A 22,417-nucleotide genomic window follows, 5' to 3' on the forward strand; every position below is an offset into this window, starting at 1 on the left:
CCAGAGGAGGAGGAGCTGCATCTTGGCCAGACGGCCCCAATCCCTATTGCACCGCCGCCAGCATCTCGTCGATCCAGGCCGCAGAATTGGCCGTGATGTCTTCTTCTGGGATGGTCAGCGTCTTTTCCGGCTGCGGCAAGCCGGCAAAGGACGGATCGAGCCTGTCGCCCAAGTCCACCACCGGGAACATCCAATTGGTGGTGGGAATGAATTGCTGCCCCTCGGGCGAGGCGAGATAGGCAAGGAAGTCGCGTGCCAGGTCCTGCTGGTCGGAGGATTTTAGGATACCCGCGACCTCGATCTGCGGGAAATGTCCCTCGCTGAACAGCGCCGCTTTTATCGAGTGATCGTCCTCGTCATGGATGTGATAGGCCGGCGACGTCGTATAGGAGAGCACCATGTCCGCCTCGCCTTCCAAGAAGAGATTATAGCTCTCGCTCCATTCGCGCGTAATGGTGAGAATCTTGGGCTTCAGCCCCGCCCAGATTTCCGGGGCCCGATCGCCATAGGCAGCCTTGACCCAGAGCAGCAGGCCCAGGCCAGGCGTAGCGGAGCGCGGGTCCTGGATGGCGATCTTGATCGTGTCGGGCAAGGCGATCAGCTCTTCGAAACTGGCCGGCGCCTCGGGCATGGTATCAATGTCGTGCATGAAGGCGAAGTGGGAATAGTCGAACGGCACGAATTGCGCATCCGTCCAGGCCTCGGGCAGGACAAGATTGTCCAGGCTCAGCCCATGATCGGCAAACAACCCAGTCGCCCTTGCTTCGCCCGCAATCGCAGTATCGAGCCCGAGCAGGATATCGGCTTCGGTCGTATCGCCTTCGAGTTGCACGCGACGCAGCGTACCGATCGAGCTGTCCGCACCCACAAAAGTGACCGTGCATGCGCAGGTCGCCTCGAAGCCCTGCTTGAGCGGCACGCCGGGGCCCCAGTCGGAGGCAAAACCGTCATAGGTGTAGATGGTAAGGTTCGGCTTGTCCTGCGCGAGCGCAATGCCGGACGTTCCGGCAAGAAGGACCGCAAGCGCGATGGAGGAGAACTTGACCATATGGGTCATCCCTTCATTCAATTGCGGCCATGGGTGAAGGGATGTGTCAATGGTGTGGACGCCCGAGAGCGACCTTGCCATCTCGAACTTCCTCCGCCAGCATGACCTGGTTCAGGTTCTATGGGTAACTCTCAGCTCCGGCAGTAACCGGAACACCCCAGCGAGACGATGCGGACCATATTAAGAGACTTCCCCCAGTGCAATCCCCCTTCCCCAAAGACATCAGCAAGCCGGTCCTGCTGACTTATGACCGCCCGCTCGCCATTGTGGGCGGCGGCAACGTCGAGCCGGCGCTGCTGCGCGATCTTGCGGCTCGCAATGTGGGCCTGGTCGCCGCAGACGGTGGGGCCGATGCCCTGGGCGCGGCTGGGCTCGTTCCGGACGCCATTCTGGGTGATCTCGATTCGCTTACGGACCGGGAGGGCTGGGCACTCCGAACCCGCGTCATCCATATCCCCGAGCAGATCACCACCGACTTCCAGAAAGCGCTCTATTCCACCAGCGCACCGGTGACACTGGCCCTGGGCATGACCGGCAAACGGCTCGACCATACCCTGGCTGCGCTAAGCGCCCTACACGAAGTAGCCGCAAGGCGTCGGGTGATCCTGATCGACGAGGTGGACGTGGCGCTGGCGGTTTCGGGGTCCTTCTCGTTCGAGGCAGCACCACGGGAACGCATCTCCGTCCACCCGCTGGTCCCCATCGTTTTCGAACGCACCGAGGGACTGTTCTACCCGATGATCAATCTGCTGCTCGACCCCGCCGGCCGACTCGGCACGTCCAATGAAGGCACAGGCGGAACGGTGGAAATCGTGCCACGGGACGCAACGCCCTGGCTGCTGATCCTGGGGCGGGAACGTCTCTGGGACCTGGTCGAACAGTTGTGCCCAGCCGCCGATGGTGGCGCCCAGGCTTTGTGATAAAGCCTCTGCCGGAGCACGGCTACGCCTTTAGGCGTCGCGGAACTGCAGCTTGGCAAGCTCGGCATACCGCCCGCCCTTGGCTACCAACTGGTCATGATTGCCCTGATCGATGATGCGACCGGCCTCGAGCACGAGGATGGTGTCGGCATCGCGGATCGTGGCCAGCCGATGCGCGATGACCAGCGTCGTACGGCCTTCCATGAGGTGTTCGAGCGCCACCTGCACCAGCCGTTCGCTTTGCGCGTCCAGCGCCGAGGTGGCTTCGTCCAGCAAAAGGATTGGCGCATTCTTAAGAATAGCCCGCGCGATGGCGAGGCGCTGCTTCTGCCCACCTGAAAGCATCACGCCGCGCTCGCCCACCACCGTGTCATATCCATTGGGCAGGTCGGAGACGAAGTCATCCACCAGAGCGGCCTTGGAAGCGGCAATGACATCGGCGCGACTGGCGCCCGGTTTGCCGAAGAGGATGTTCTCCTCGATCGTGCCGGCGAAAATAATCGGCTCCTGCTCGACATAAGCAAAACGCGAGCGCAGGTCATGCAGGGCAACCTGACGAATATCGATGCCATCGACGCGGATGGCGCCGTGGTCGATATCGTAGAAGCGCTGCAGCAAGGACAAGGCGGTGGACTTGCCCGACCCCGAGGGGCCGACAAGCGCTACGGTCTGTCCCTTTGCCACCGAGAAACTGATGTCGGACAGAACCGGCTCGTTGCCGTCATAGGCAAAGCGAACCTGATCGAATTCCACCGTGCCCAGTGGCGGCTGAGGCAATGCTACCGGCACTGCCGGATCCTTGATGGCCGGTTCGGTATCGAGAATTTCGGTGAGCCGTTCGGTGGAACCCGCAACCATCTGCAAGGTGCCCAGCACTTCGGAGACATTGGTGAGCGCGCCGGCAGCCATCAATGCATAGACGAGAAACTGCGCCAATTGCCCGGCGGAAACCGAGCCTTCGAAGACCGAGCGGGCGCCCCACCAGACCAGCCCGACCAGCGCCGCCGTGCCGAGGAATATGACCATCGCGACCATGACCGAGCGCGCGCCCAGTCGGCGCGTTTCCGCACGGAAACTGGCTTCGCTGCGCTCGTCGTAAAGTGCGGACTGCACCGCTTCCTGGGTAAAGGCCTTGACGGTTCGGTTCGCCCCCAGCATTTCCGTCGCCATGGCCGAAAGGTCGGCCAGAGCATCCTGGGTCTTGCGCGACATGCCGCGCAGCCGGCGGGAAAAGGCGATGACCGGCACGAGTACCGTGGGCAGCGCGATCACCACGGCGAGGGTCAGGACCGGGCTGGTGAGGATCATCATCACCAGCGCCCCGATGATGGTGACCATGGAGCGCAGGGCGAGCGAAAAGCTCGACCCGACCGCGCCGCGGATCACGGCGACGTCGCCGTTGAGCCGGCTGGTCAGCTCCCCGATGCGATTGGTGTCGAAATAGCGGGCATCCAGCGCCAGAAGATGACCGAACACGGCCTGACGCAGATCGGCCAGCACACGTTCTCCGATGACGGAGATGAAATAGAAGCGTGCACCACTGGCAATCGCCATGAGGGCCGCAATAGAGACGATGATCCAGCCGTAACGCCCGACATTGTCGAGGTTCTGCGCCACGAAACCCTCATCGATGGCGCCGCCCAAGGCCGCCGGAATGGCCAGCGAGGTAATCGCCGAGGTCAAAAGGAACAGGACTGTCAGCGACAGGCGCACCGGATAGGCGAGAATGAAGGGAACGAGTCTGCGAAGCGGCTGGAGGCGGCGCGGAGCGGCCTGCACTTCCGCCACGATCGCGTCGGGATCGGTTTCAGCCGAAACGGCCTGGTCTGTCATTGCTGGATCATGCCGTGTCGGTTGGAGGACGTACCGCGCGGGGCGATGTCCTCATATAGGCCCTGCCCCCCGCTCCCCGCAACCGTGCGAGATTGGGCAAAATTGCCACCCCCGCACCCTTGCGAAGCCGGTGCATCTCATGTAGGAAGCCGCCCAACACCAGATTTGCTCTCCGGGCGCTGCGGCGCCCGTTTGATTTGAGGCGACGCCATGAAGACCGATATTCACCCCGATTACCACGTCATCAATGTGGTCATGACCGACGGCACCACCTACCAGACCAAGTCGACCTGGGGCAAGGAAGGTGACACGCTGCAGCTCGACATCGACCCCAAGACTCATCCGGCCTGGACCGGCGGCACGGGTCAGCTGATGGATCGCGGCGGCCGCGTCTCGCGCTTCAAGGAGCGCTTCAAGGGCCTGGGCATCTAAGCTCATCCTGCATGAATTCTCAAAAGCCCGGCCATCGCGCCGGGCTTTTTGTCAGCCACACAATTCAGCGTGCGCAGACTGACGGCATGGCCTCAGTCGATGCGGGCAAAGGCCGCCTTGAGACGGGAAAGCTGATCGGCAACGCCATTTACCCGGGCATCGATACCATCAAGGGACGGCAAATTGCCCTTTTCGAGGCTGTCGAGCTGCATGACCCGCTCGAACAGGCGATCGCCCTTGTCGATAAAATCGCGCAGGCGGGGCGGCAATTGGTCATATCCGGGTCCGCCGCGTTCTGAAGGAGTAGCGGAGAACTTGACCTTCTCCTTTTCAGCCCGGGCATTTTCCCGCGAAATCTCACCCTCGTTGACCGCCCGCTGCAGCAAGAGCCAGGAGGCCAGCTGCATGAGCCTGGTGGTCAGGCGCATGGACTCGGTTGCATAGAGGAAGCCTGCTTCCCGTGGCAGGACACGGCTTTCAAGTCGTCCCTGATCATCGAGATAGGCGGCGACGGTCTCGATCAGGCCCATACCCTCGCGATACAGCACGTCAAAACCGCCCGAGGCAACGATACGGGGACCGATGGCTATCGCAGAATTGGTTTCGCCGGTTTCGGCCACGGGCAGTCCTCCAGTTGGCCTATGCTAGGCATACAAGTGCCCAGCGTCACCCTTCGGTTCCGCCTATCCTAAAAATCCGGTTTAAAGGTGGCGACCAAACCCTGCGTCAAAAAAGAAAAAGAGCCGCAACGTGCAGCTCTCGAAGTTAACAGGGAGGCGTCAAACAGAGGGAGAAACCACTCTGAAAAATCCAGAACAATCTGAATAAGAAGAGATTACCGCCCAATGATTAATTGCGCCTTAACAGGACTCGATTTCTTAACTCTGTCTCTTCACGGAACCGAGAGCAGCCTTAGAACTTGAACGCAGCTTCTGCAGCTTTTCGTGAATTGCCCTTTGCATCGATGGCGGCGCGCAGTCGGACGATTTCCGTATCGAGAAGCGCAATTCTCTCCTGCAACTCTTCCACTGACAGGCTGTCGAGCACCATGCCGATATCATGGCTTGTCGGTCGCTTGCGCTCGATCTCGTCCATTTCATTCTCCGTTGTTTCCTTTGCAATCCAAGTGTAGCGGTATGCCCTTGCGGGGCAAGCCGGCTTGCGCCAGCATCCGTGCATGACTTTGCCGCAAAGCCTTCCCCCAGACATGCTCGCCATCGCCATTGATGCGCCGGGCGGACCCGACATGCTGGTGCCCCATCGCATGGCCCTGCCTAATTATGGTGCGAACGACGTGCTGATCCGCGTCGCGGCGGCCGGCGTGAACGGCCCTGACCTCGCCCAGCGTCGCGGGTTATATGACCCACCGCCCGGCGCGTCGCCCCTGCCTGGGCTGGAAGTGGCCGGCGAGATTGCCGCCTTGGGCGGTGATGTCGCTGATCTCAAACCAGGCCAGAAGGTGATGGCGCTGACCAATGGCGGCGGATATGCCGAATACGCTGCCGTTCCGGCCGGCCAGGTCCTGCCTGTCCCAGTGGGGTGGAGCCTGGTGGAAGCGGCGGCGTTGCCCGAAACCTGGTTCACCATCACGCAGACCCTGGTCATGCGGGCGGGGCTGCGCAAGGGCATGTTCGTCCTCGTGCACGGCGCCTCGGGCGGGATTGGCGGCGCGGCCATCCAGATCGCTGGCATTCTGGGGGCAAGGGCCATCGCCGTCGTCTCCGACACGGCCAAGGGCGCCTATTGCCTGTCGCTCGGTGCCGAAGCGATCATCGATCGCACCCGGGAACAGATCGTTGATCGCGTCATGTCCATAACCGATGGTCATGGCGCCGACCGGATCGTCGATCTCATTGGCGGTGACATTGCCCGGCTCAACGTCGAGGCAGCGGCGCGCAACGGCCATATCGTGCAGGTCTCGACGCTGGGCGGCGGCACGGCCGAACTGCCGCTGCGCCAGATGATGGCCAAGGGGCTCACCCTGTCCGGCTCGACCCTTCGTCCGCAGGACGCGCAAACCAAGGCGGCGATCGCCCGGCATATGCAGGATAACCTGTTGCCCGCCCTTGCCGCCAGGGACTGGCCCCGGCCCGCCATCACCACCTTTTCGCTCGAGGACGCAGCAAAGGCCCATGCCCTGATGGAAGGGCGCAGCCATTACGGCAAACTGATCCTGACGACCGCATTCGGGGCCGGGGACAAGCCCACTTAATCGTTGCGGAAAGGCGGCATTTTGCCTATATTGCAGGTCAGTTCCCCCTCAGCATTTGGCCAAGAGGCGGAGCGGTCCGGAGGAAAACCGGCCGCGCCAGCAGGAGAAATTTAACCATGTCCCAGTCCCTTCTGATGCCCAAGGCGACCGCCGTCTGGCTGGTGGACAACACCGCGCTGTCCTTCGAGCAGATCGCCGCCTTCTGCACGCTGCATCCGTTGGAAGTACAGGGCATTGCCGATGGCGACGTGGCCGGCGGCATCATGGGCGTCAACCCGATCCAGAACGGGCAATTGACCCGCGAGGAAATCGAGAAGGCCGAGGGCGATCCCAATTATCGCATGAAGGTCAGCGAGCCCAAGGTTCGGGTCGCCGCCGTCAAGCGCAAGGGCCCACGCTACACCCCGATTTCGCGCCGTAACGAGCGTCCCAATGCCATAAAATGGCTGGTGCGCAACCATCCCGAGCTCAAGGACGCGCAGATCATGCGTCTCGTCGGCACCACCAAGTCGACCATTGAATCGGTGCGCGAAAACACCCACTGGAATGCGGCCAACCTGACGGCGATGGACCCGGTCACCCTGGGCCTGTGCAGTCAGATCGATCTCGATCTCGAGGTCAAGCGCGCCAGCAAGGACGCCCCGGCCCAAAACGAGCTCAGCGAAGGCACGACCCTGCTCACCGCCGAAGAAGCGCTTGCCCGTGCCGGTGGCCGCGCATCCTACGAAACCGAGGACGGTTTCGAGGGCGAGGATCGTGGCGCGTCCCAGCAGTCCAACGACGACATCGATGCCGATTCGGTCTTTGCCAAGCTCAAGTCGCTCAAGTCGGATAATGCCGACGAGGAATAAGAGCCTTTCGGTCTGCGCCTATGACTTTGAAAATCCCCGCGTCAGCGGGGATTTTTGTAGATGTCCTGCCAGCAAGCGAGCGGTCTTCGGCTGACCAACGCCCTGCGACCGGTTGACAAACCCGACCCCACAACGTCGATCTAACCCATCTTCCTTCCGGACCCGCCTCTTCATGTTCGATCCAGTCTTCATAAGCGTGGCTGTTGCCGCGGTGCTGATCGTCGGCCTTAGCAAGGCCGGTCTGCTCGGGGGCCTTGGCGTGGTCGGGGTGCCCCTCCTGGCCCTGGTGATGGCGCCCCGGGATGCCGCCGGCATGATGCTGCCCGTGCTGCTCTGCATGGATGCAGTTGCCATCTGGATGTACCGCAAGGAATGCGACTGGAGCTTGATCAAGATCATGCTTCCCGGCGCTGCGATCGGCACTTTGGTCGGCTGGGCGCTCTGGGCCGTGGTCAGCGACGCGGTCGTGCTATTGATGGTGGGGATCGTCACCCTGCTGTTCGTGCTCGACGCGGTATTCCCGTTGCGCAAGAAACTCGAGGGTCTGCCGCCCTCGAAGCCTTGGGGAAGCTTCTGGGGCAGCATCGCCGGCTTTACCAGCTTCATCTCGCATACCGGTGGCCCACCCTTCCAGATTTACGTGCTGCCGCGCCGCCTGCCGCCGGCAGTCTATGCGGGCACGACCGCCTTCTTCTTTGCCATCGTCAATACGGCCAAGCTCGTTCCCTATTACTTCCTGGGCCAGCTCAATGTGCAGAACCTGACCCTGTCCGCAGCGCTGGCGCCGGTCGGGGTCGCCGGCGTCTTTCTTGGCGTCTATCTGGTGCGCCGCATCGACGCCCGGCTCTTTTATCGCATCGCCTACTGGCTGGTCTTCCTGCTGGCGCTGCAGCTGATCTGGGACGGATCGAGCCGCTTGCTGGCCGGGTAAGGCCTGGCGGGAGCCGGCGCATGTTTGGTCACACCGCGTCACCGCACCGCCTTCACAGCACGACTCCGGCTGGGTAAGGTCCTGCCCGAAACCATTTTCGGAGTCGCGTTCCATGTCTGCAGCCGCTCAACCGGGTCACAACCAGTTCGGAAATCTGCCGGTCTGGGATCTCGACGACCTCTTTCCCGGCAAGGACAGCCCCCAGTTCAAGGCTGCGCTCGAGGACGCCAAGGCCCGCGCCGCCAAGCTGGAAGCCGACTACAAAGGCAAGCTGGTCGCCCTCACCCAGTCAGGCAAGCTGATCGAAGCCATTCGCGACAGCGAACAGCTCGACGACATTGCCGGCCGCATTGGTTCCTACGCCTTCCTGCAATATGCCCAGAACACCACCGATCCGGATCGGACAAAGTTCATGGGCGATATCAATGAGGCCATGACGGCACTCTCGACCCGCACCCTGTTCTTTACGCTCGAGCTCAACCGCATCGAGGATGCCGATCTCGAAGCCGCCTTCGCCGCCGATCCGGAACTGGCGCGCTACCGCGTTTGGTTCGCCGACCTGCGCAAGGCCAAGCCGCACCAGCTCGACGACAAGCTTGAGGAATTGTTCCAGGACAAGTCGGTGACGGCCTATTCGGCCTGGAACCGGCTTTATGACGAGACCCTTTCCAGCCTCAAGTTCGATGTCGCCGGCGAAGACCTCGACATCGAGGCGACGCTGCACCTTTTGTCAGAGAAGGATGAGGCCAAGCGCGAGGCAGCCTTTCACGCACTGGCGAAGACCTTCAAGGACAATGTCCGGCTCTTTACGCACATCACCAATGTGCTGGCCAAGGACAAGGAAATCTCCGACCGCTGGCGTGGCTACGAGGATATCGCAGACAGCCGCCACATGGCCAATGCGATCGAGCGCGAGGTCGTCGATGCGCTGCAGAGTGCGGTGCAGGCCGCCTATCCGCGGCTCAGCCATCGCTACTACAAGCTCAAGGCCCGCTGGTTCGGCAAGGATAAGCTCAATGCCTGGGACCGCAATGCGCCCCTGCCCACCAGTGACGAGCGCGTCTGGGACTGGGACAGCGCCGTCTCGACCGTGATGGACGCCTATGGCCGCTTTTCACCCGAACTGGCGGAAGTGGCCCGCCCCTTCTTCAATTCGGGCTGGATCGATGCGCCTGCTGGCAAGGGCAAGCGTTCCGGCGCCTTCGCGCATCCCACCGTGCCCAGCGCCCATCCCTATCTGATGCTCAACTACCTGGGACGCACCCGGGACATCATGACCCTGGCCCATGAGCTGGGCCATGGTGTGCACCAGCGTCTCGCCGCCGATCAGGGGCCCATCCTCTCGAACACGCCCTTGACCCTGGCGGAAACCGCCTCCGTCTTCGGGGAGATGCTGACCTTCCGGGCGCTGCTCGACAAGACCACCGACCCAAAGCAGCGCTTTGCCCTGCTGTCGTCAAAGGTCGAGGACATGCTGAACACCGTGGTGCGGCAGATCGCCTTTTACACCTTCGAGCGCAAGGTCCACACCGCCCGGCGCAACGGCGAATTGCGGGCCGAGGAAATCAACGCCATGTGGCTTGAGGTCCAGGCGGAATCGCTGGGTGACGCCATCATTCCAAATGAAGGCTATGAAGTCTTCTGGACCTATATCCCGCACTTCATCCATTCGCCCTTCTACGTCTATGCCTACGCTTTCGGCGACTGCCTTGTGAACTCGCTTTATGCGCAGTATGAGAAAGCCAATGAAGGCTTTGCCGAGCGCTATTTCGAGCTGCTCAAGGCCGGGGGAAGCAAGCATCATTCCGAACTGCTCGCGCCTTTCGGGCTTGACGCGAAGGACCCCCAGTTCTGGTCGCTTGGCCTCTCGATGATCGAGGGACTGATCGACGAGCTCGAAGCGACCTCGCCCTGAGCCTCGCTTTTGGACGACCACCTTTAGACCAGACACATTCGAGGACCTGATGGCCAAAAAGACTGCCGAACCCCACCCCGCTCCAGTACTGGAATCCGGCATGGACTACGCCGAGCATGAAAAGACCTATTTCGGCTTCGTGCAGGCGGTGAAGTGGTCGATCTACGGCACGGCGGCCCTACTGATCGTCCTCTACTTCCTGATCATCCATTGATCTGACATCCAGCAAGCAGGCCTTTTAGAAACAGCCTGCCCGCCGGCAGGCGGGAGGAGGTTTCCGTGAAGATTGCCGTCTTGCGCGAACGTTTCGAGGGGGAAAGCCGCGTAGCGGCGACCCCCGAGATTGTCGCCAAACTCATTGGCCTGGGCGCCCAGGTCAGCATTGAACAAGGTGCCGGCATCGGCTCCCGCATAGCCGATGACCAATACCGGGCGGCCGGCGCCAATATCATTGGCTCCGTCGCCGAAACGGTCGGCGAGGCCGACATCATCCTCTCCGTTCGCCGCCCCAGCGCCCTTGCCATCAAGGGGGCCAGTCCAGGCGCCCTGCTGATTGGCGCGCTCGATCCTTACGGCAACGAGCGCGAGATTGCTGGCTTGGCCCAGGCCGGCATTGTCGCGATCTCCATGGAATTCATGCCGCGCATCACCCGCGCCCAGGTCATGGATATCCTTTCCTCCCAGGCCAATCTTGCCGGCTACCAGGCAGTGATCGAGGCTGCCGCGATCTTCGAGCGGGCCATGCCGATGATGATGACGGCAGCGGGCACCGTCAGGCCCGCCAAGGCTTTCGTGATGGGCGCCGGCGTGGCGGGCCTGCAGGCCATCGCCACGGCCAAGCGACTGGGCGCGGTGGTTTCGGCCACCGACGTGCGTGCCGCCGCCGGCGAACAGGTGGAATCGCTTGGTGCCAAGTTCATCATGACCGAGGCCCTCAAGGATGCCTCCGGCGCGGGGGGCTATGCCCGCGAACTGACTGTGGACGAGCAGGACGCCCAGGCCGAGCTCGTCGCCGGCCATATATCCAAGCAGGACATCGTCATCACCACCGCCCTCATCCCGGGGCGACCAGCGCCCAAACTCGTGACCCGGGCGATGGTGGAAAGCATGGCTCCCGGTTCGGTCATCGTTGATCTCGCGGCAGAGCGGGGCGGCAATGTGGAATTGACGCAGAAGGACCAGGTCGTCAGCCATAACGGTGTGACCATACTGGGCCATTCCAACCTGGCGGGACATATCCCGACCACGGCCAGCCAGCTCTACGCGCGCAACCTGCTGGCCTTCGTCGAGACGCTGATCGACAGACAGGAAAAAAAGCTCGCTATCGACTGGGACGACGAGCTGGTCAAGGCCACCGTGCTCACCCGGGATGGCGCCGTGGTTCACCCCGCCTTTGCCGGTGCGGTAGCCGCAGACCCGGTGACGCCGCTCCCGGTCCCCAAGGCTGCGCCTCGTAAACCAGCTGCCGTCCTCGAAGCCAAGGATTCCCCGGCCAAGACGGGCGCAACCGGCAAGTCGCCCGCTCCCAGGAAAGTCGGCGCGAAGACGAAACCGGCCGATGTCGTAAAAGCGGCTGCGGCAACACCTAAGAAGTCGACTGCCCGAAAGGCCACCACACCGAAGGAAGGCAAATAGAATGGATATGTCTGCAATCGACCCGTTCACCTTCCGCCTCGCCATTTTTGTGCTGGCGATCTTTGTGGGCTATTTCGTGGTCTGGAGCGTGACCCCGGCACTCCATACCCCTCTGATGAGTGTCACCAATGCGATTTCCTCGGTCATCGTGGTCGGGGCCCTTCTCGCGGTCGGCGTCAACATGGTTCATGACGCCAGCTGGGTCAGCAAGCTCTTCGGCTTCATCGCCCTTGTCTTTGCTTCGGTAAATATCTTCGGCGGCTTCCTCGTGACCCAGCGCATGCTGGCCATGTACAAGAAGAAGGGCTGATCGTCATGATCGACGCAAATATCGCCGCCCTGCTCTATCTGGTCGCCGGCGTGCTCTTCATCCTTGCGCTGCGGGGCCTGTCCAGCCCGCGCTCCGCCCGCCAGGGCAATACGTTTGGCATGGTGGGCATGGGCATCGCCATCCTCACCACTCTTGCTGTGGCGGCGCCTTCCGACATTCTCAGCTGGCTCCTGATCATCGGCGGGCTCGGCCTGGGTGGCGGCATCGGCGCTTATATCGCCCGCTCGGTGAAGATGACCGACATGCCCCAGCTGGTCGCGGCTTTCCACTCGCTGGTCGGCCTCGCGGCCGTCTTCGTGGCTGCCGCCGCGCTTTATGCGCCGGAGGCCTTCAACATTGGCGAAATGGGCCATATCCATGCCCAGGCGCTGATCGAAATGTCCATCGGCACGGCCATCGGTGCCTTTACCTTTACCGGTTCGGTCATCGCTTTCGCCAAGCTCAACGGCAATATGAGCGGCCGCCCCATCATCCTGCCGGCACGGCACCTCATCCATATCGGCATCGGTGCCGCCATCATCGCCCTGGTCTGGGCCTTTACGATCGCCGGAGACCCCTGGCTCTTCTGGGTGATCACGCTGCTCGCCCTGATCCTGGGCGGCCTGATGATCATCCCGATCGGCGGCGCCGACATGCCGGTGGTGGTTTCCATGCTCAATTCCTATTCCGGCTGGGCGGCGGCAGGCATCGGCTTTACCCTGGGCAATACCGCGCTCATCATCACCGGGGCACTGGTGGGATCGTCGGGCGCGATCCTGTCCTACATCATGTGCAAGGCGATGAATCGCAGCTTCATCTCGGTGATCCTGGGTGGCTTTGGTGGCGATACCGCTTCGGCAGCGGCAGCCGGCGAGGATGATCGCCCGGTCAAGCAGGGGGCAGCGGACGACGCGGCCTTCCTCATGAAGAATGCCGGCAAGGTCATCATGGTGCCAGGATACGGCATGGCTGTGGCTCAGGCCCAGCATGCGCTGCGCGAGATGGCCGATATGCTCAAGGCGTCAGGGGTCGAGGTGAAATATGCCATTCACCCTGTGGCAGGCCGCATGCCGGGGCATATGAACGTGCTTCTGGCCGAAGCCAATGTGCCCTATGACGAAGTCTTCGAGCTCGAAGACATCAATTCCGAATTCGCCCAATCGGATGTTGCCTTCGTCATCGGCGCCAATGACGTGACCAATCCTGCCGCCAAGACTGACAAGACCTCGCCCATCTACGGCATGCCCGTGCTCAACGTCGAGGATGCCGGCACGGTGCTCTTCATCAAGCGCGGCATGGCCGCCGGCTATGCGGGCGTCCAGAACGAATTGTTCTTCCGCGACAATACCATGATGCTGTTCGGCGATGCCAAGAAGGTGACCGAAGACATCGTCAAGGCCTTGGGACACTGAGGCTGGCACCAAACCCTAATGTGAAGCGCGGCCTTCAGTGCCGCGCTTTTTCAATAATGGGGTGGCGGCTTGTCGTTTGCCGGATCGGCGATATAGGCGCCCGAGCGCACCTGCTCCTCCAGCGTCACCACTTTTTTGGTCAGCAGGTCGATGACCTTCCATTGCTCGGTAATCGCCGCATTGAGGTCCTCGATCGTCTGATCCTGATAGGCAATGCGCGTCTCCAGCGCTTCGATCCGTTCGCTGTGTTCCAAGGCGCCGACCTTTCAATTCGTAAAGATTTGTCGCTCAGATAGGCCGCAAACCGGGCCCGCTCAAGCCAATCTGTTAACGCAGCCGTGTTGACGCTTACGGAACTTTGTGCGTGCGACGGCCATTCCCCTTGTACGAATCGCCAAGGGGAAGCCGTAAAATGGCCACCACAGCACTGTTTCATACCGCCGCCGAGACCCGTTCGGGCATCCGTGCCAGCGCGTCGTCCATATTCACCGTTCTGGGCGCGGCCGCCTTCGTGCCAGGCTTGTTCGGAGTGGTGAATATTGGCGCTGAAGCAGTTGACCTGTTTCCGTTTTTCTTTGCCCCCTTTGGCTTGCCAGGCTGGGCCGGCGGTGCGATGCACCTGGTGCAACTGAGTTTCCTGGGCGCCGCATTTGGCCTGATGATGCTCGCCGGCGCTACCCGTGCAACGATCTGGCTGGCCGTGTCGATCTTAGCCTATATCGCCCTTCCCTTCGTCACCCCGCCGCTCGATTCTCTGCAATTGAGCCTTGTATGTACTGGGTTGTTTCTCCTTGGCCTCGCTACCGCCTATCGTGTCGGTTCGGTATCGCCGCTGGCCGGTTGGCTAATGACGCCGATGCTGGCCATTGTCGGCTTCAGCGCTGCCATGGGCCTGGTGTTGACCGCTGCCTACACTCCGCCTTTTGCCTTGGTACAGGGGCAGACACCGGCCCCCGCTTCAGCTTAAGGCAGTTACCTGAACGTGCCCTCTTGCCACGTCCCGCCCGGAGCGCCATCTGGGCGGGACGTGTTTTTTGTGAGAGCCCGCCATGACCAAGATGCTCAAGATCGATGTGTTCACCGATGTGGTTTGTCCATGGTGTCTTGTCGGATCTGCGCGGCTGGATCAGGCGATCGCCGCTCTTCCTGACGATGTCGAGGTGGTTATCGAAAACCATCCGTTTTATCTTGACCCCTCTGTTCCCACCGAAGGCGTCGATGTGGACGAAATGCTGCGCCAGAAATATGGGCGCGATCCAGCCGAAATGTGGGCGCGGGTCGAGGGTGAGGCGCAGAAATCTGGCATCGTGCTCGATCTCAGCAAGCAGCCACGCATGTTCAACACCGCAAAGGCGCATACGATCACCCGGCTGTCCAAGCCCAATGGCAACCAGCATGAGCTGGCCAATGCCATCGCCGACGCCTACTTCCTCGATCATCGCCAGATCAATGACGACAATGTCCTGGCCGACATTGCCGTCGCCTTCGGCTGGGACCGCGGCGATGCCCTCGACGCCATAAACGACGAAACCGAATTGGCCATTACTGCGCAACTGGCGACCAGCGCTGCTGAACAAGGCATCCGCGGCGTACCATTCTTCGTGTTCGCAGAAAAATACGCGCTTTCGGGCGCGCAGCCTGACGAGGTGTTCAGGCAGGCGCTGGAAAAGACCCTTTCCGAACTCTGACGAGCGTATATGGTCGGCGCGACGAATTTCGAGGTTTGCCGTGACGTTGCTGCGCCGTATCCTGATTGCCGTTCTGGTCCTTGTCGCGCTGGGTTATGGCGGGGTCGTCGGCTACATGTATTTCAACCAGCGCGCGCTCCAATATGCGGCCACCGGCCCTGTTATTCCGCTGGCAGAAACCCGGCTGACCGCGGCGAAAGATATCGCCTTGCCGTCTGGCGATGGCACCATCAATGGCTGGTATCAGGAGCCGCGCTCCGGCATGCCCGTCATCATCTACTACAAGGGCAATTCGAAGAGCTTCAGCGAGGAGCACGAACGCTACGAGACCTTCGTAGCCGAAGGCTATGGCTTCCTCGCCTTCGACTATCGCGGCTTTCCGGCTTCGCCCGGAACGATCAGCCAGGACAACATCCTCACCGATTCCTTGACCGCATTCGACTGGGCCGCCGAACAGGGTGCTCCGCTGCTCATCTGGGGGCGCTCGCTCGGATCGGGCCCGGCGACCTTCGTTGGTAGCCAGCGCGATGCGCAGGCGCTGCTGTTGGAAACGCCGTTCCTTTCGGCCGTGACTGTGGCCGGCGAACGCTATCCCTACCTGCCTGTGACGCTGGTGATGCAGGATCAGTTTCCCAACAATGACTGGATCCGCAGCGTCGAAGAGCCGGTATTGGTAGCGCATGGCACCGCCGACACGACGATCGAAGTGACCAATGGCGAACGCCTCTATGCGCTCGCTCCCAATCCGGACACAGTGTGGATCGTGCCTGGCGCCGGGCATTCCGATCTCTGGGCCGCCGGCATATGGGATCAAGCCAAGCCCTTTTTCGAGAGGGCCCTGTCCCGGTGACATCTTCCGCACCGGTCGGCATGTCGGCGCGCCGCACGGCGCTGATCGGCGGGCTCATGGTGGCCACGGGGCCGCTGAGCCTGACGCTTTACACCCCCGCCTTGCCCACGATCGTTGCTGACTTTGCCACCAACGATGCCGCCGGCAAGCTGAGCCTCACCGTTTATTTCGCCGCTTTCGCGCTGGCCCAGTTGATTTGCGGCCCCCTGTCCGATCGGTTCGGGCGGCGCGGCGTGGGCATGGCGTTTTTCGCCATCTATGTGCTGGGCAGCCTTATCGCTGCCATCGCACCCAGCCTCGAAGTTCTGTTCCTCGGCCGGTTCGTGCAGGGCTTCGGTGTGTCGGCAGGGGTCGCGCTGTCGCGGGCGATGGTTCGCGACCAGTTCGTTGGCAGCCAGGCCATTCGCATTCTGACAATGGTCAATCTGATCCTGACCGTGACGCCAGCCGTGGCGCCGACCCTGGGCAGCGTCATCCTGTTGTTCGGGTCATGGCATCTGATGTTCGTGGTCATGGCCGGGTTCGGCCTCGCCATCCTTGCGCTTCTCGGCACCAGCGCGCGCGAGACGCTTCCCCCGGAAAACCGACAGCCCATCAATCTGCGCGTCATTCTGGGCAATTACCGACGCCTGCTGATGGCGCCCGACTTCGTCTTTCCAGCTCTGCTGCTCTGTCTGACCTTTTCGGGCTTTCACGGCTTTACCGCACTACTGCCATTCATTCTCATCGACGAACTGGGCCTCACACCATTTCAGTTCGCCATGGCCATGCTGGTACAGACCGCTGCGTTTATTCTGGGCAATCTGGTCACGGGCTATCTCTCGACCCGTATAGCTGGCGACAGACTGGTCACTATCGCACTCGTCCTTCTGGCCCTCAGCGGGCTGGCCTTCGGCATCCTGCCGCGCCTGTATCCGCTCTCCATTCTTGCCATCATGGCGCCGGTCGGCATCTGGATGCTGGGCCTGGCCTTCATCAGCCCCAGCGCCACGACGGCAGCCATGGCTGGCTTCGGCGCCATTGCCGGGGCGGCGGGGGCAATGAGCGGCTTCTTCCAGGTCGGTGGGGGCTTTCTGGGCTCGCTGGCCGCCGGAACGCTCTTTGCCGATGCCCGTACGGCCCTTGTGCTGCAATTACCCTTCGTCGCCATGCTGACGATTGCCGTGGCGATGCTGGATCGCTGGCGCAAGAGCAGGCAATAAAAAACGCCGCCCCGAAGGACGGCGTTCTTCAAAATAGCAATCGACAGCCTTAGCTGCGGGCGCCTGCAGCGGCGCGACCCGGAGCCGGACGGCTCGGTGCAGCAGCGATGCCGCCTTCGCGCTGTGCGCGCTTGCGAGCCAGCTTGCGGGCGCGACGAACGGCCTCGGCCTTCTGGCGAGCCTTCTTCTCAGAAGGCTTCTCGTAATAATTGCGCAGCTTCATCTCGCGGAAGACGCCTTCGCGCTGCAGCTTCTTCTTCAGTGCGCGCAGCGCCTGGTCAACATTGTTATCGCGAACGACTACTTGCAAAGGTCAACCGCCCTTTCAAAGCTTGGCAAATTGTTTGGATGAAAGCGAAGCAACCAAAAAAGCCACTCCGCCGACCAGCCGAGCCGGTCACCGTGGCGGGGTCTATAGCCCAAGAATCCCTGCCTGTCCACACTTGCCCGGTGGAAAAGTGCCTGTCTTGCCGGTTTGGCCGTGTCGTTTTACCAGTTCTGCAAGCCCAAGCGGAGTTGGCCATGCATACGCCCCTCGTCTTTCTTCCCGGTCTCATCTGCGACGCCCGCCTCTGGCGCGATGTTATCGACGGGTTGGCTGACACGATTGCCCCAATGGTCGCAGACCTCAGGCTCGACGAGACCATCGCCGAGATGGCCGCACGGACCCTTGCCGCTGCGCCTCCACGCTTCGCACTGGCAGGACTTTCCATGGGCGGCTATGTGGCGCTCGAAATCATGCGGCAGGCGCCCGAGCGGGTCACCCACCTTGCCTTGCTCGACACCTCGGCTCGGGCCGACACCGAAGAGCGGCGGGAAACCCGGCGCAAGGGCATCGAGATGATCGGACAGGGCAAGTTCATCGGCGTGTCGCGCGGCCTTCTGGGCAGCCTTGTGGCCTCCCACCATCTGGGCACAGCCCTTGCCGAAGAGGTGCAGGCCATGTCCGAACGCGTCGGCGGCAATGTCTATATCCGCCAGCAGAGGGCGATTATTGGCAGGATCGATTCCCTTCCCTATCTCGAGGACATTGCTGTGCCGACCTTGGTGGGGGTAGGCGCGCTCGACAAGATGACGCCCCCCGAGCTGGCCGAGGAAATGGCGCGCCTCATCCCGCAGGCGGAGCTGGTCACCTTCCCGGATGCGGCGCATCTCCCGACGATGGAAAATCCGGCTCCGGTGATCGCCGCGATGCGCGACTGGCTGGCGCGCTGAACGCTGCTAGCTTCGCACGATGCGGTTGATATGGCCCATCTTGCGGCCGGGTCGTGCCTCCGCCTTGCCATAGAGGTGCGGCTGGGTATCGCCATCGATGCCGCCGGGCACAACGTCGACGTCATCGCCGATCAGGTTTTGCATCACCACATCGGCCATGCGCTGCGGATCGCCTAGCGGCCAGCCTGCAATGGCGCGGATATGCTGCTCGAACTGGTCGGTGAGGCACACGGCCTCGGTCCAGTGCCCTGAATTGTGCACGCGCGGCGCGATCTCATTGACCATCAGCGTCGGCCGGTCCCCGCCCAGGACGAAGAATTCCACGCCCAAAACGCCGACATAATCGAGCGCCACCACAATGACCTTGGCCAGCATGGCGGCGTGCTTTTCGACGCCGGGGGGGATCGCCGCGGGCACTGTGCTGGTATGCAGGATGTGGTACCGGTGGACGTTCTCGGCGGCGTCGAAGGCACGCACGGTACCGTCCAGTCCCCGCGCCACCACCACCGAGATTTCCTTTTCGAAGGGCACGAAACCTTCAAGAACCAACGGATGAGGCTGCAATTGAGCGAAGGCTGCTTCGACGTCCTCCGGCGCGCGCAGCACCCGCTGCCCCTTTCCGTCATAGCCGAGCCGCGTGGTCTTGAGCACCGCAGGCAGGCCAAGCGCGGCGACGGCCGCATGCAGGTCCTCAAGGCTCTGCACGGCCCGATAAGGCGCTACGGGAATGTTCTTGGAGGCCAGGAAGGTCTTCTCGGCCAGCCTGTCCTGCGAGATGGCGAGCGCATTGGCGCCCGGACGCAGCGGCTTGAGGCCCGCCAGGATTTCAGCCGTGGCGGCGGGGACATTCTCGAATTCGTAGGTGACGACGTCCACTTGGCCGGCAAAGACTCTCAATGCCTCGGCATCGTCATAGGCCGCAATGGTCTTGAGCGGGGTGACGTCGAAGGCCGGGCTTTGCGCATCCGGGCAATAGATATGGCTTTTGAGGCCGAGCCTGGCTGCGGCAAGCGCCAACATGCGCCCAAGCTGCCCCCCGCCCAGGATGCCGATGGTGGAGCCGGGAGCAAGGGGTGCGGTTGGTTCGGTCAAGGGACTACTCGAGATCGGACGGAAACTGGGGTACGGATTGGGTCTGGCGCGCGCGATGGGCCTCGAGGCGGTCGGCGAGATCCTCATCGCTGAGCGCCAGCACGGCCGCAGCCAGAAGGGCCGCGTTGATGGCCCCCGGCTCGCCGATAGCCAGCGTGCCGACGGGAATGCCCCCAGGCATCTGCACGATGGAATAAAGGCTATCCATCCCATTGAGAGCCTTCGAGCGCACCGGCACGCCAAACACCGGAAGGGTGGTCATGGCAGCGATCATGCCCGGCAAGTGGGCGGCACCGCCCGCTCCGGCGATGATCACCTGGACGCCTTCGGTCTTGGCATTGGTGGCAAAATCGACCATGCGCTCGGGCGTCCGATGCGCCGAGACAATGCGCGCTTCGTATTCGATTTCCAGGCTTTCCAGGGTTTCGGCGGCCAATCGCATGGTCGGCCAGTCCGATTGACTGCCCATGACGATGGCAACAGCTGGCTTGAGCATGGCGATTCCCCCGTCGCGCTCCGCAAAGCGCGCAACTAGCCTAATTCCGGCCACAAAACAAGGCGCAAGGCAGCTAGGCGATGATGTCCGGCAGCAGAATATTTTCCAGCTGGACGATGCGGTCCTTGAGCGTCAGCTTGCGCTTCTTGAGCCGCTGGATAAGCATCCGGTCCGCCAATTGCGACTGACCCAAAGTATGGATTGCCGCGTCGAGATCCGCGTGTTCCTGGCGTTTTGTGGCCAGTTCCAGGCCCAATTGGGCTTCCTGTTCCTTGTCGAGCGGCAGCATCGGGTACCGGGGATGGTCACGTGACAATCATACCCTTGGTTAACCGATCACGGACTGTTTTGCATCTGATTTTCAATCGCCATCCGAACGCCGTCGACAAAGCGTGAAAGATTTGTGACGATACCCCCGTCCAACACCCTGAAAGGAGTTTTTAATGACGACTGAAGGCCACATCGCAGCGCTCGAACGGCGCCATATGGAACTGGACCGGCAGATTCAGGCAGAAACCCAGAATCGCCTCGCCGACGACCTGATGGTTTCCGCGCTCAAGCGCCGGAAACTCGAAGTGAAGGACGAACTCTACAAGCTCCAGAGCGAGACGCGGCAATAGACGCCGCGACAACAATTCATCCACGTTCTGGAGGGTCACGGCGCGAGCCGCGACCCTTTTTTCATGCCTGGCGTTAAGGTTTGCCTGCAGGCCGGGCCCGGCACCGCCGCGAACAATTCATCAATATTAACACCCTCTTAAGGCGCTCCCGGCATCGTCTTCCCAAAACGGCACACACGATTCGTGGCCGGCCTAGTGGGACTTGGGGTATTTATGACGCGCGTTCTGGTGGTGGATGACGATCCGGTGCAATTGCGGCTCACTGCCGAAGTCGCTAACCGCGCAGGCTTCAAGCCGCTGACGGCCACCGGCGGGGAACAGGCCCTCTCGATCCTGCGCGACGACCCCACCATCGGCGCGATGATCCTCGATCTCGTAATGCCCGATCTCGACGGGATGGGCGTTATGGAGGTGATGCGCAAGGAGGGGCTGACCACACCGGTCATCATCCAGACGGCCAATGCCTCGCTCGAGACGGTAATCTCAGCCATGCGCCAGGGCGCCGCGGATTACTTCGTCAAACCGGTTGCACCCGAACGTCTGATCATTTCCCTGCGCAATGCCATGAAGCTCGAGGCGCTGGAAACCGCCATTCGTGCTGAGCATGCGCGGCGCTCGGGCACCTTTACCCGCGCCGACATGATCGCTGCAGCGCCGGCCATGGCCCGTGTCCTGACACTATGCACCAAGGCGGCGCGCAGCACGATCCCGGTACTGATCGAAGGCGAAACCGGCACCGGCAAGGAATTGGTCGCCCGGATCATCCAGGGCACCGGCGACCGCGCTGGAAAGCCTTTTGTCGCCGTCAATTGCGGCGCCATCCCGCCCAACCTCGTGGAATCTGTACTGTTCGGTCACAAGAAGGGGGCATTTACCGGTGCGCATGCCGACCAGGCCGGCAAGTTTACCGAGGCTCATGGCGGCACGCTTTTTCTCGATGAAGTGGGCGAATTGCCCCCCGAGGTGCAGGTGAAACTCCTGCGGGCGCTTCAGGATGGAGAAATCGAGCCGGTCGGCGCCGCGCGTCCGGAGAAGGTCAATGTGCGGGTCGTTTCGGCGACCAATCGCCGCCTGTTGAACCTGGCCAAGAGTGGCGAGTTTCGAGAGGACCTGTTCTATCGGCTCAACGTCTTTCCCATCTATGTGCCGCCCCTGCGCGAGCGCAAGGAGGACCTCAAGGCGCTGACCGACCATTTCGTTGCCCGCTTCTCGGCCGAGGCCGGCAAGCGCGTACTTGGAATATCGATGGCCGCCATGGACCTGCTGCAGGCCTATGACTGGCCGGGCAATGTGCGTCAGCTCGAGAACGCTGTCTATCGTGCAATTGTTCTCACCGATGGCGCCTTCCTTGAAGTGCAGGACTTCCCCCAGATCGCAGCTCAGGCTGCCGGCCGCGAGGAAGTCTTGCGCAGCATCGAGGAACTGCCCGTTCCTCCGGCACCGATCCATATCGACGCATCCCCGCCCCGCACGCGTCTGGAGCCCGTTGTCCCCGGTCGGCCCGACCGCTTTCTCGACGATAGCGGACAATTGCAGGCGCTTGCAGCGATCGAACGGGCGGCCATCGAGTTCGCCATCGCCCATCATGGCGGACGCATGTCGCGGGTAGCCCGGGCGCTTGGCATCGGCCGGTCGACGCTTTACCGCAAGCTGCACGAATATGGACTGGCCGAAGGACTGATTAACGACGCGGCGTAAGCGCAATTGTGATCGGCATATGCGCCGTTAACCTTGTTCGTTACCGCAGTCTTAATC

26 protein-coding genes and 1 riboswitch are annotated in these 22,417 nt (G+C 62.0%); of the genes, 17 read left to right on the plus strand and 9 right to left on the minus strand.

Annotation, left to right across the window (positions count from 1 at the left end; genetic code table 11):
• Positions 1–43: 43 nt before the first annotated feature.
• Entirely contained in the window at positions 44–1,057 is a 1,014-nt protein-coding gene (locus VE26_RS12025; RefSeq protein WP_052715872.1) for a thiamine ABC transporter substrate-binding protein, read from the minus strand.
• Positions 1,058–1,119: 62 nt separating this feature from the next.
• A riboswitch (TPP riboswitch) is annotated at positions 1,120–1,218 on the minus strand.
• A gap of 27 nt (positions 1,219–1,245) precedes the next feature.
• On the opposite strand from VE26_RS12025, the gene VE26_RS12030 reads away from it, so the two are divergent.
• Complete coding sequence (locus VE26_RS12030; protein ID WP_052715873.1) at positions 1,246–1,968, plus strand: thiamine diphosphokinase; 723 nt, start codon at positions 1,246–1,248, stop codon at positions 1,966–1,968.
• Positions 1,969–1,998: 30 nt separating this feature from the next.
• Here VE26_RS12030 and VE26_RS12035 read toward each other — a convergent pair whose 3' ends face one another.
• Positions 1,999–3,801, minus strand: a complete 1,803-nt coding sequence (locus VE26_RS12035) for an ABC transporter ATP-binding protein (RefSeq protein ID WP_084620400.1) — start codon at positions 3,799–3,801, stop codon at positions 1,999–2,001.
• Positions 3,802–4,011: 210 nt separating this feature from the next.
• On the opposite strand from VE26_RS12035, the gene rpmE reads away from it, so the two are divergent.
• The gene (gene rpmE, locus VE26_RS12040; protein WP_046105508.1) at positions 4,012–4,233 is read left to right on the plus strand and encodes a 50S ribosomal protein L31; all 222 of its coding nucleotides are present in this window, start codon (positions 4,012–4,014) and stop codon (positions 4,231–4,233) included.
• 92 nt (positions 4,234–4,325) lie between these two features.
• Here the strand turns inward: rpmE and rcdA are convergent, their stop codons facing one another.
• Both rcdA and VE26_RS12050 read right to left on the minus strand, forming a co-directional pair.
• The gene (gene rcdA, locus VE26_RS12045; RefSeq protein ID WP_046105509.1) at positions 4,326–4,853 is read right to left on the minus strand and encodes a protease adaptor protein RcdA; all 528 of its coding nucleotides are present in this window, start codon (positions 4,851–4,853) and stop codon (positions 4,326–4,328) included.
• 292 nt (positions 4,854–5,145) lie between these two features.
• A complete protein-coding gene (locus VE26_RS12050) occupies positions 5,146–5,328 on the minus strand; it encodes a DUF1192 domain-containing protein (RefSeq protein WP_046105510.1) in 183 nt (60 codons plus the stop codon).
• 82 nt (positions 5,329–5,410) lie between these two features.
• On the opposite strand from VE26_RS12050, the gene VE26_RS12055 reads away from it, so the two are divergent.
• The 8 genes from VE26_RS12055 (at position 5,411) to VE26_RS12085 (ending at position 13,499) form a co-directional block, all read left to right on the plus strand.
• Complete coding sequence (locus tag VE26_RS12055; RefSeq protein ID WP_046105511.1) at positions 5,411–6,445, plus strand: NAD(P)H-quinone oxidoreductase; 1,035 nt, start codon at positions 5,411–5,413, stop codon at positions 6,443–6,445.
• A 116-nt stretch (positions 6,446–6,561) separates the two neighbouring features.
• A complete protein-coding gene (locus tag VE26_RS12060; RefSeq protein ID WP_046105512.1) occupies positions 6,562–7,296 on the plus strand; it encodes a DUF1013 domain-containing protein in 735 nt (244 codons plus the stop codon).
• A gap of 172 nt (positions 7,297–7,468) precedes the next feature.
• Entirely contained in the window at positions 7,469–8,227 is a 759-nt protein-coding gene (locus tag VE26_RS12065; protein WP_046105513.1) for a sulfite exporter TauE/SafE family protein, read from the plus strand.
• A 112-nt stretch (positions 8,228–8,339) separates the two neighbouring features.
• Positions 8,340–10,142, plus strand: a complete 1,803-nt coding sequence (locus VE26_RS12070; protein WP_046105514.1) for a M3 family oligoendopeptidase — start codon at positions 8,340–8,342, stop codon at positions 10,140–10,142.
• Between the two features lie 49 nt (positions 10,143–10,191).
• A complete protein-coding gene (locus VE26_RS17500) occupies positions 10,192–10,356 on the plus strand; it encodes an aa3-type cytochrome c oxidase subunit IV (protein ID WP_084620403.1) in 165 nt (54 codons plus the stop codon).
• 65 nt (positions 10,357–10,421) lie between these two features.
• Positions 10,422–11,777: a Re/Si-specific NAD(P)(+) transhydrogenase subunit alpha gene (locus tag VE26_RS12075; RefSeq protein WP_046105515.1), complete on the plus strand. Its 1,356-nt coding sequence runs from the start codon at positions 10,422–10,424 to the stop codon at positions 11,775–11,777.
• A gap of 1 nt (position 11,778) precedes the next feature.
• Complete coding sequence (locus VE26_RS12080) at positions 11,779–12,087, plus strand: proton-translocating transhydrogenase family protein (RefSeq protein ID WP_046105516.1); 309 nt, start codon at positions 11,779–11,781, stop codon at positions 12,085–12,087.
• 8 nt (positions 12,088–12,095) lie between these two features.
• Positions 12,096–13,499 carry an NAD(P)(+) transhydrogenase (Re/Si-specific) subunit beta gene (locus VE26_RS12085; protein WP_046106290.1) on the plus strand — a complete coding sequence of 468 codons (1,404 nt, stop codon included), beginning with the start codon at positions 12,096–12,098 and terminating at the stop codon, positions 13,497–13,499.
• 50 nt (positions 13,500–13,549) lie between these two features.
• Here the strand turns inward: VE26_RS12085 and VE26_RS12090 are convergent, their stop codons facing one another.
• Positions 13,550–13,753 carry a SlyX family protein gene (locus VE26_RS12090; protein ID WP_046105517.1) on the minus strand — a complete coding sequence of 68 codons (204 nt, stop codon included), beginning with the start codon at positions 13,751–13,753 and terminating at the stop codon, positions 13,550–13,552.
• 158 nt (positions 13,754–13,911) lie between these two features.
• Between VE26_RS12090 and VE26_RS12095 the strand changes: the two genes are divergently transcribed.
• The 4 genes from VE26_RS12095 (at position 13,912) to VE26_RS12110 (ending at position 17,239) form a co-directional block, all read left to right on the plus strand.
• On the plus strand, positions 13,912–14,466 hold the full coding sequence (locus tag VE26_RS12095) for a hypothetical protein (RefSeq protein ID WP_046105518.1): 555 nt from the start codon (positions 13,912–13,914) through the stop codon (positions 14,464–14,466).
• 82 nt (positions 14,467–14,548) lie between these two features.
• The gene (locus tag VE26_RS12100; protein ID WP_046105519.1) at positions 14,549–15,187 is read left to right on the plus strand and encodes a DsbA family oxidoreductase; all 639 of its coding nucleotides are present in this window, start codon (positions 14,549–14,551) and stop codon (positions 15,185–15,187) included.
• Between the two features lie 40 nt (positions 15,188–15,227).
• Positions 15,228–16,037 carry an alpha/beta hydrolase gene (locus tag VE26_RS12105; protein WP_152658834.1) on the plus strand — a complete coding sequence of 270 codons (810 nt, stop codon included), beginning with the start codon at positions 15,228–15,230 and terminating at the stop codon, positions 16,035–16,037.
• Positions 16,034–17,239 (plus strand): multidrug effflux MFS transporter, encoded by a 1,206-nt coding sequence (locus VE26_RS12110; protein WP_160297844.1) that lies wholly within the window; start codon positions 16,034–16,036, stop codon positions 17,237–17,239. The genes VE26_RS12105 and VE26_RS12110 overlap by 4 nt, the downstream gene beginning before the upstream one ends.
• Positions 17,240–17,288: 49 nt before the next feature.
• On the opposite strand, the gene rpsU is transcribed toward VE26_RS12110, so the two are convergent.
• Positions 17,289–17,549 (minus strand): 30S ribosomal protein S21, encoded by a 261-nt coding sequence (gene rpsU / locus VE26_RS12115; RefSeq protein WP_046105522.1) that lies wholly within the window; start codon positions 17,547–17,549, stop codon positions 17,289–17,291.
• Positions 17,550–17,761: 212 nt separating this feature from the next.
• Here rpsU and VE26_RS12120 point away from each other — a divergent pair, with 212 nt between their 5' ends.
• A complete protein-coding gene (locus tag VE26_RS12120; RefSeq protein WP_046105523.1) occupies positions 17,762–18,454 on the plus strand; it encodes an alpha/beta fold hydrolase in 693 nt (230 codons plus the stop codon).
• Positions 18,455–18,460: 6 nt separating this feature from the next.
• On the opposite strand, the gene VE26_RS12125 is transcribed toward VE26_RS12120, so the two are convergent.
• The 3 genes from VE26_RS12125 to VE26_RS12135 form a co-directional block, all read right to left on the minus strand.
• The gene (locus VE26_RS12125; RefSeq protein WP_046105524.1) at positions 18,461–19,546 is read right to left on the minus strand and encodes a 5-(carboxyamino)imidazole ribonucleotide synthase; all 1,086 of its coding nucleotides are present in this window, start codon (positions 19,544–19,546) and stop codon (positions 18,461–18,463) included.
• A gap of 4 nt (positions 19,547–19,550) precedes the next feature.
• Entirely contained in the window at positions 19,551–20,042 is a 492-nt protein-coding gene (purE, locus tag VE26_RS12130) for a 5-(carboxyamino)imidazole ribonucleotide mutase (RefSeq protein ID WP_046105525.1), read from the minus strand.
• A 73-nt stretch (positions 20,043–20,115) separates the two neighbouring features.
• A complete protein-coding gene (locus VE26_RS12135) occupies positions 20,116–20,331 on the minus strand; it encodes a YdcH family protein (RefSeq protein ID WP_046105526.1) in 216 nt (71 codons plus the stop codon).
• Positions 20,332–20,485: 154 nt separating this feature from the next.
• On the opposite strand from VE26_RS12135, the gene VE26_RS17505 reads away from it, so the two are divergent.
• Complete coding sequence (locus VE26_RS17505; protein ID WP_084620409.1) at positions 20,486–20,662, plus strand: YdcH family protein; 177 nt, start codon at positions 20,486–20,488, stop codon at positions 20,660–20,662.
• Between the two features lie 213 nt (positions 20,663–20,875).
• The gene (locus tag VE26_RS12140) at positions 20,876–22,360 is read left to right on the plus strand and encodes a sigma-54-dependent transcriptional regulator (RefSeq protein WP_046105527.1); all 1,485 of its coding nucleotides are present in this window, start codon (positions 20,876–20,878) and stop codon (positions 22,358–22,360) included.
• Positions 22,361–22,417: the final 57 nt, after the last annotated feature.

This window comes from Devosia chinhatensis, assembly GCF_000969445.1.
Taxonomy (GTDB): Bacteria; Pseudomonadota; Alphaproteobacteria; order Rhizobiales; family Devosiaceae; genus Devosia; species Devosia chinhatensis.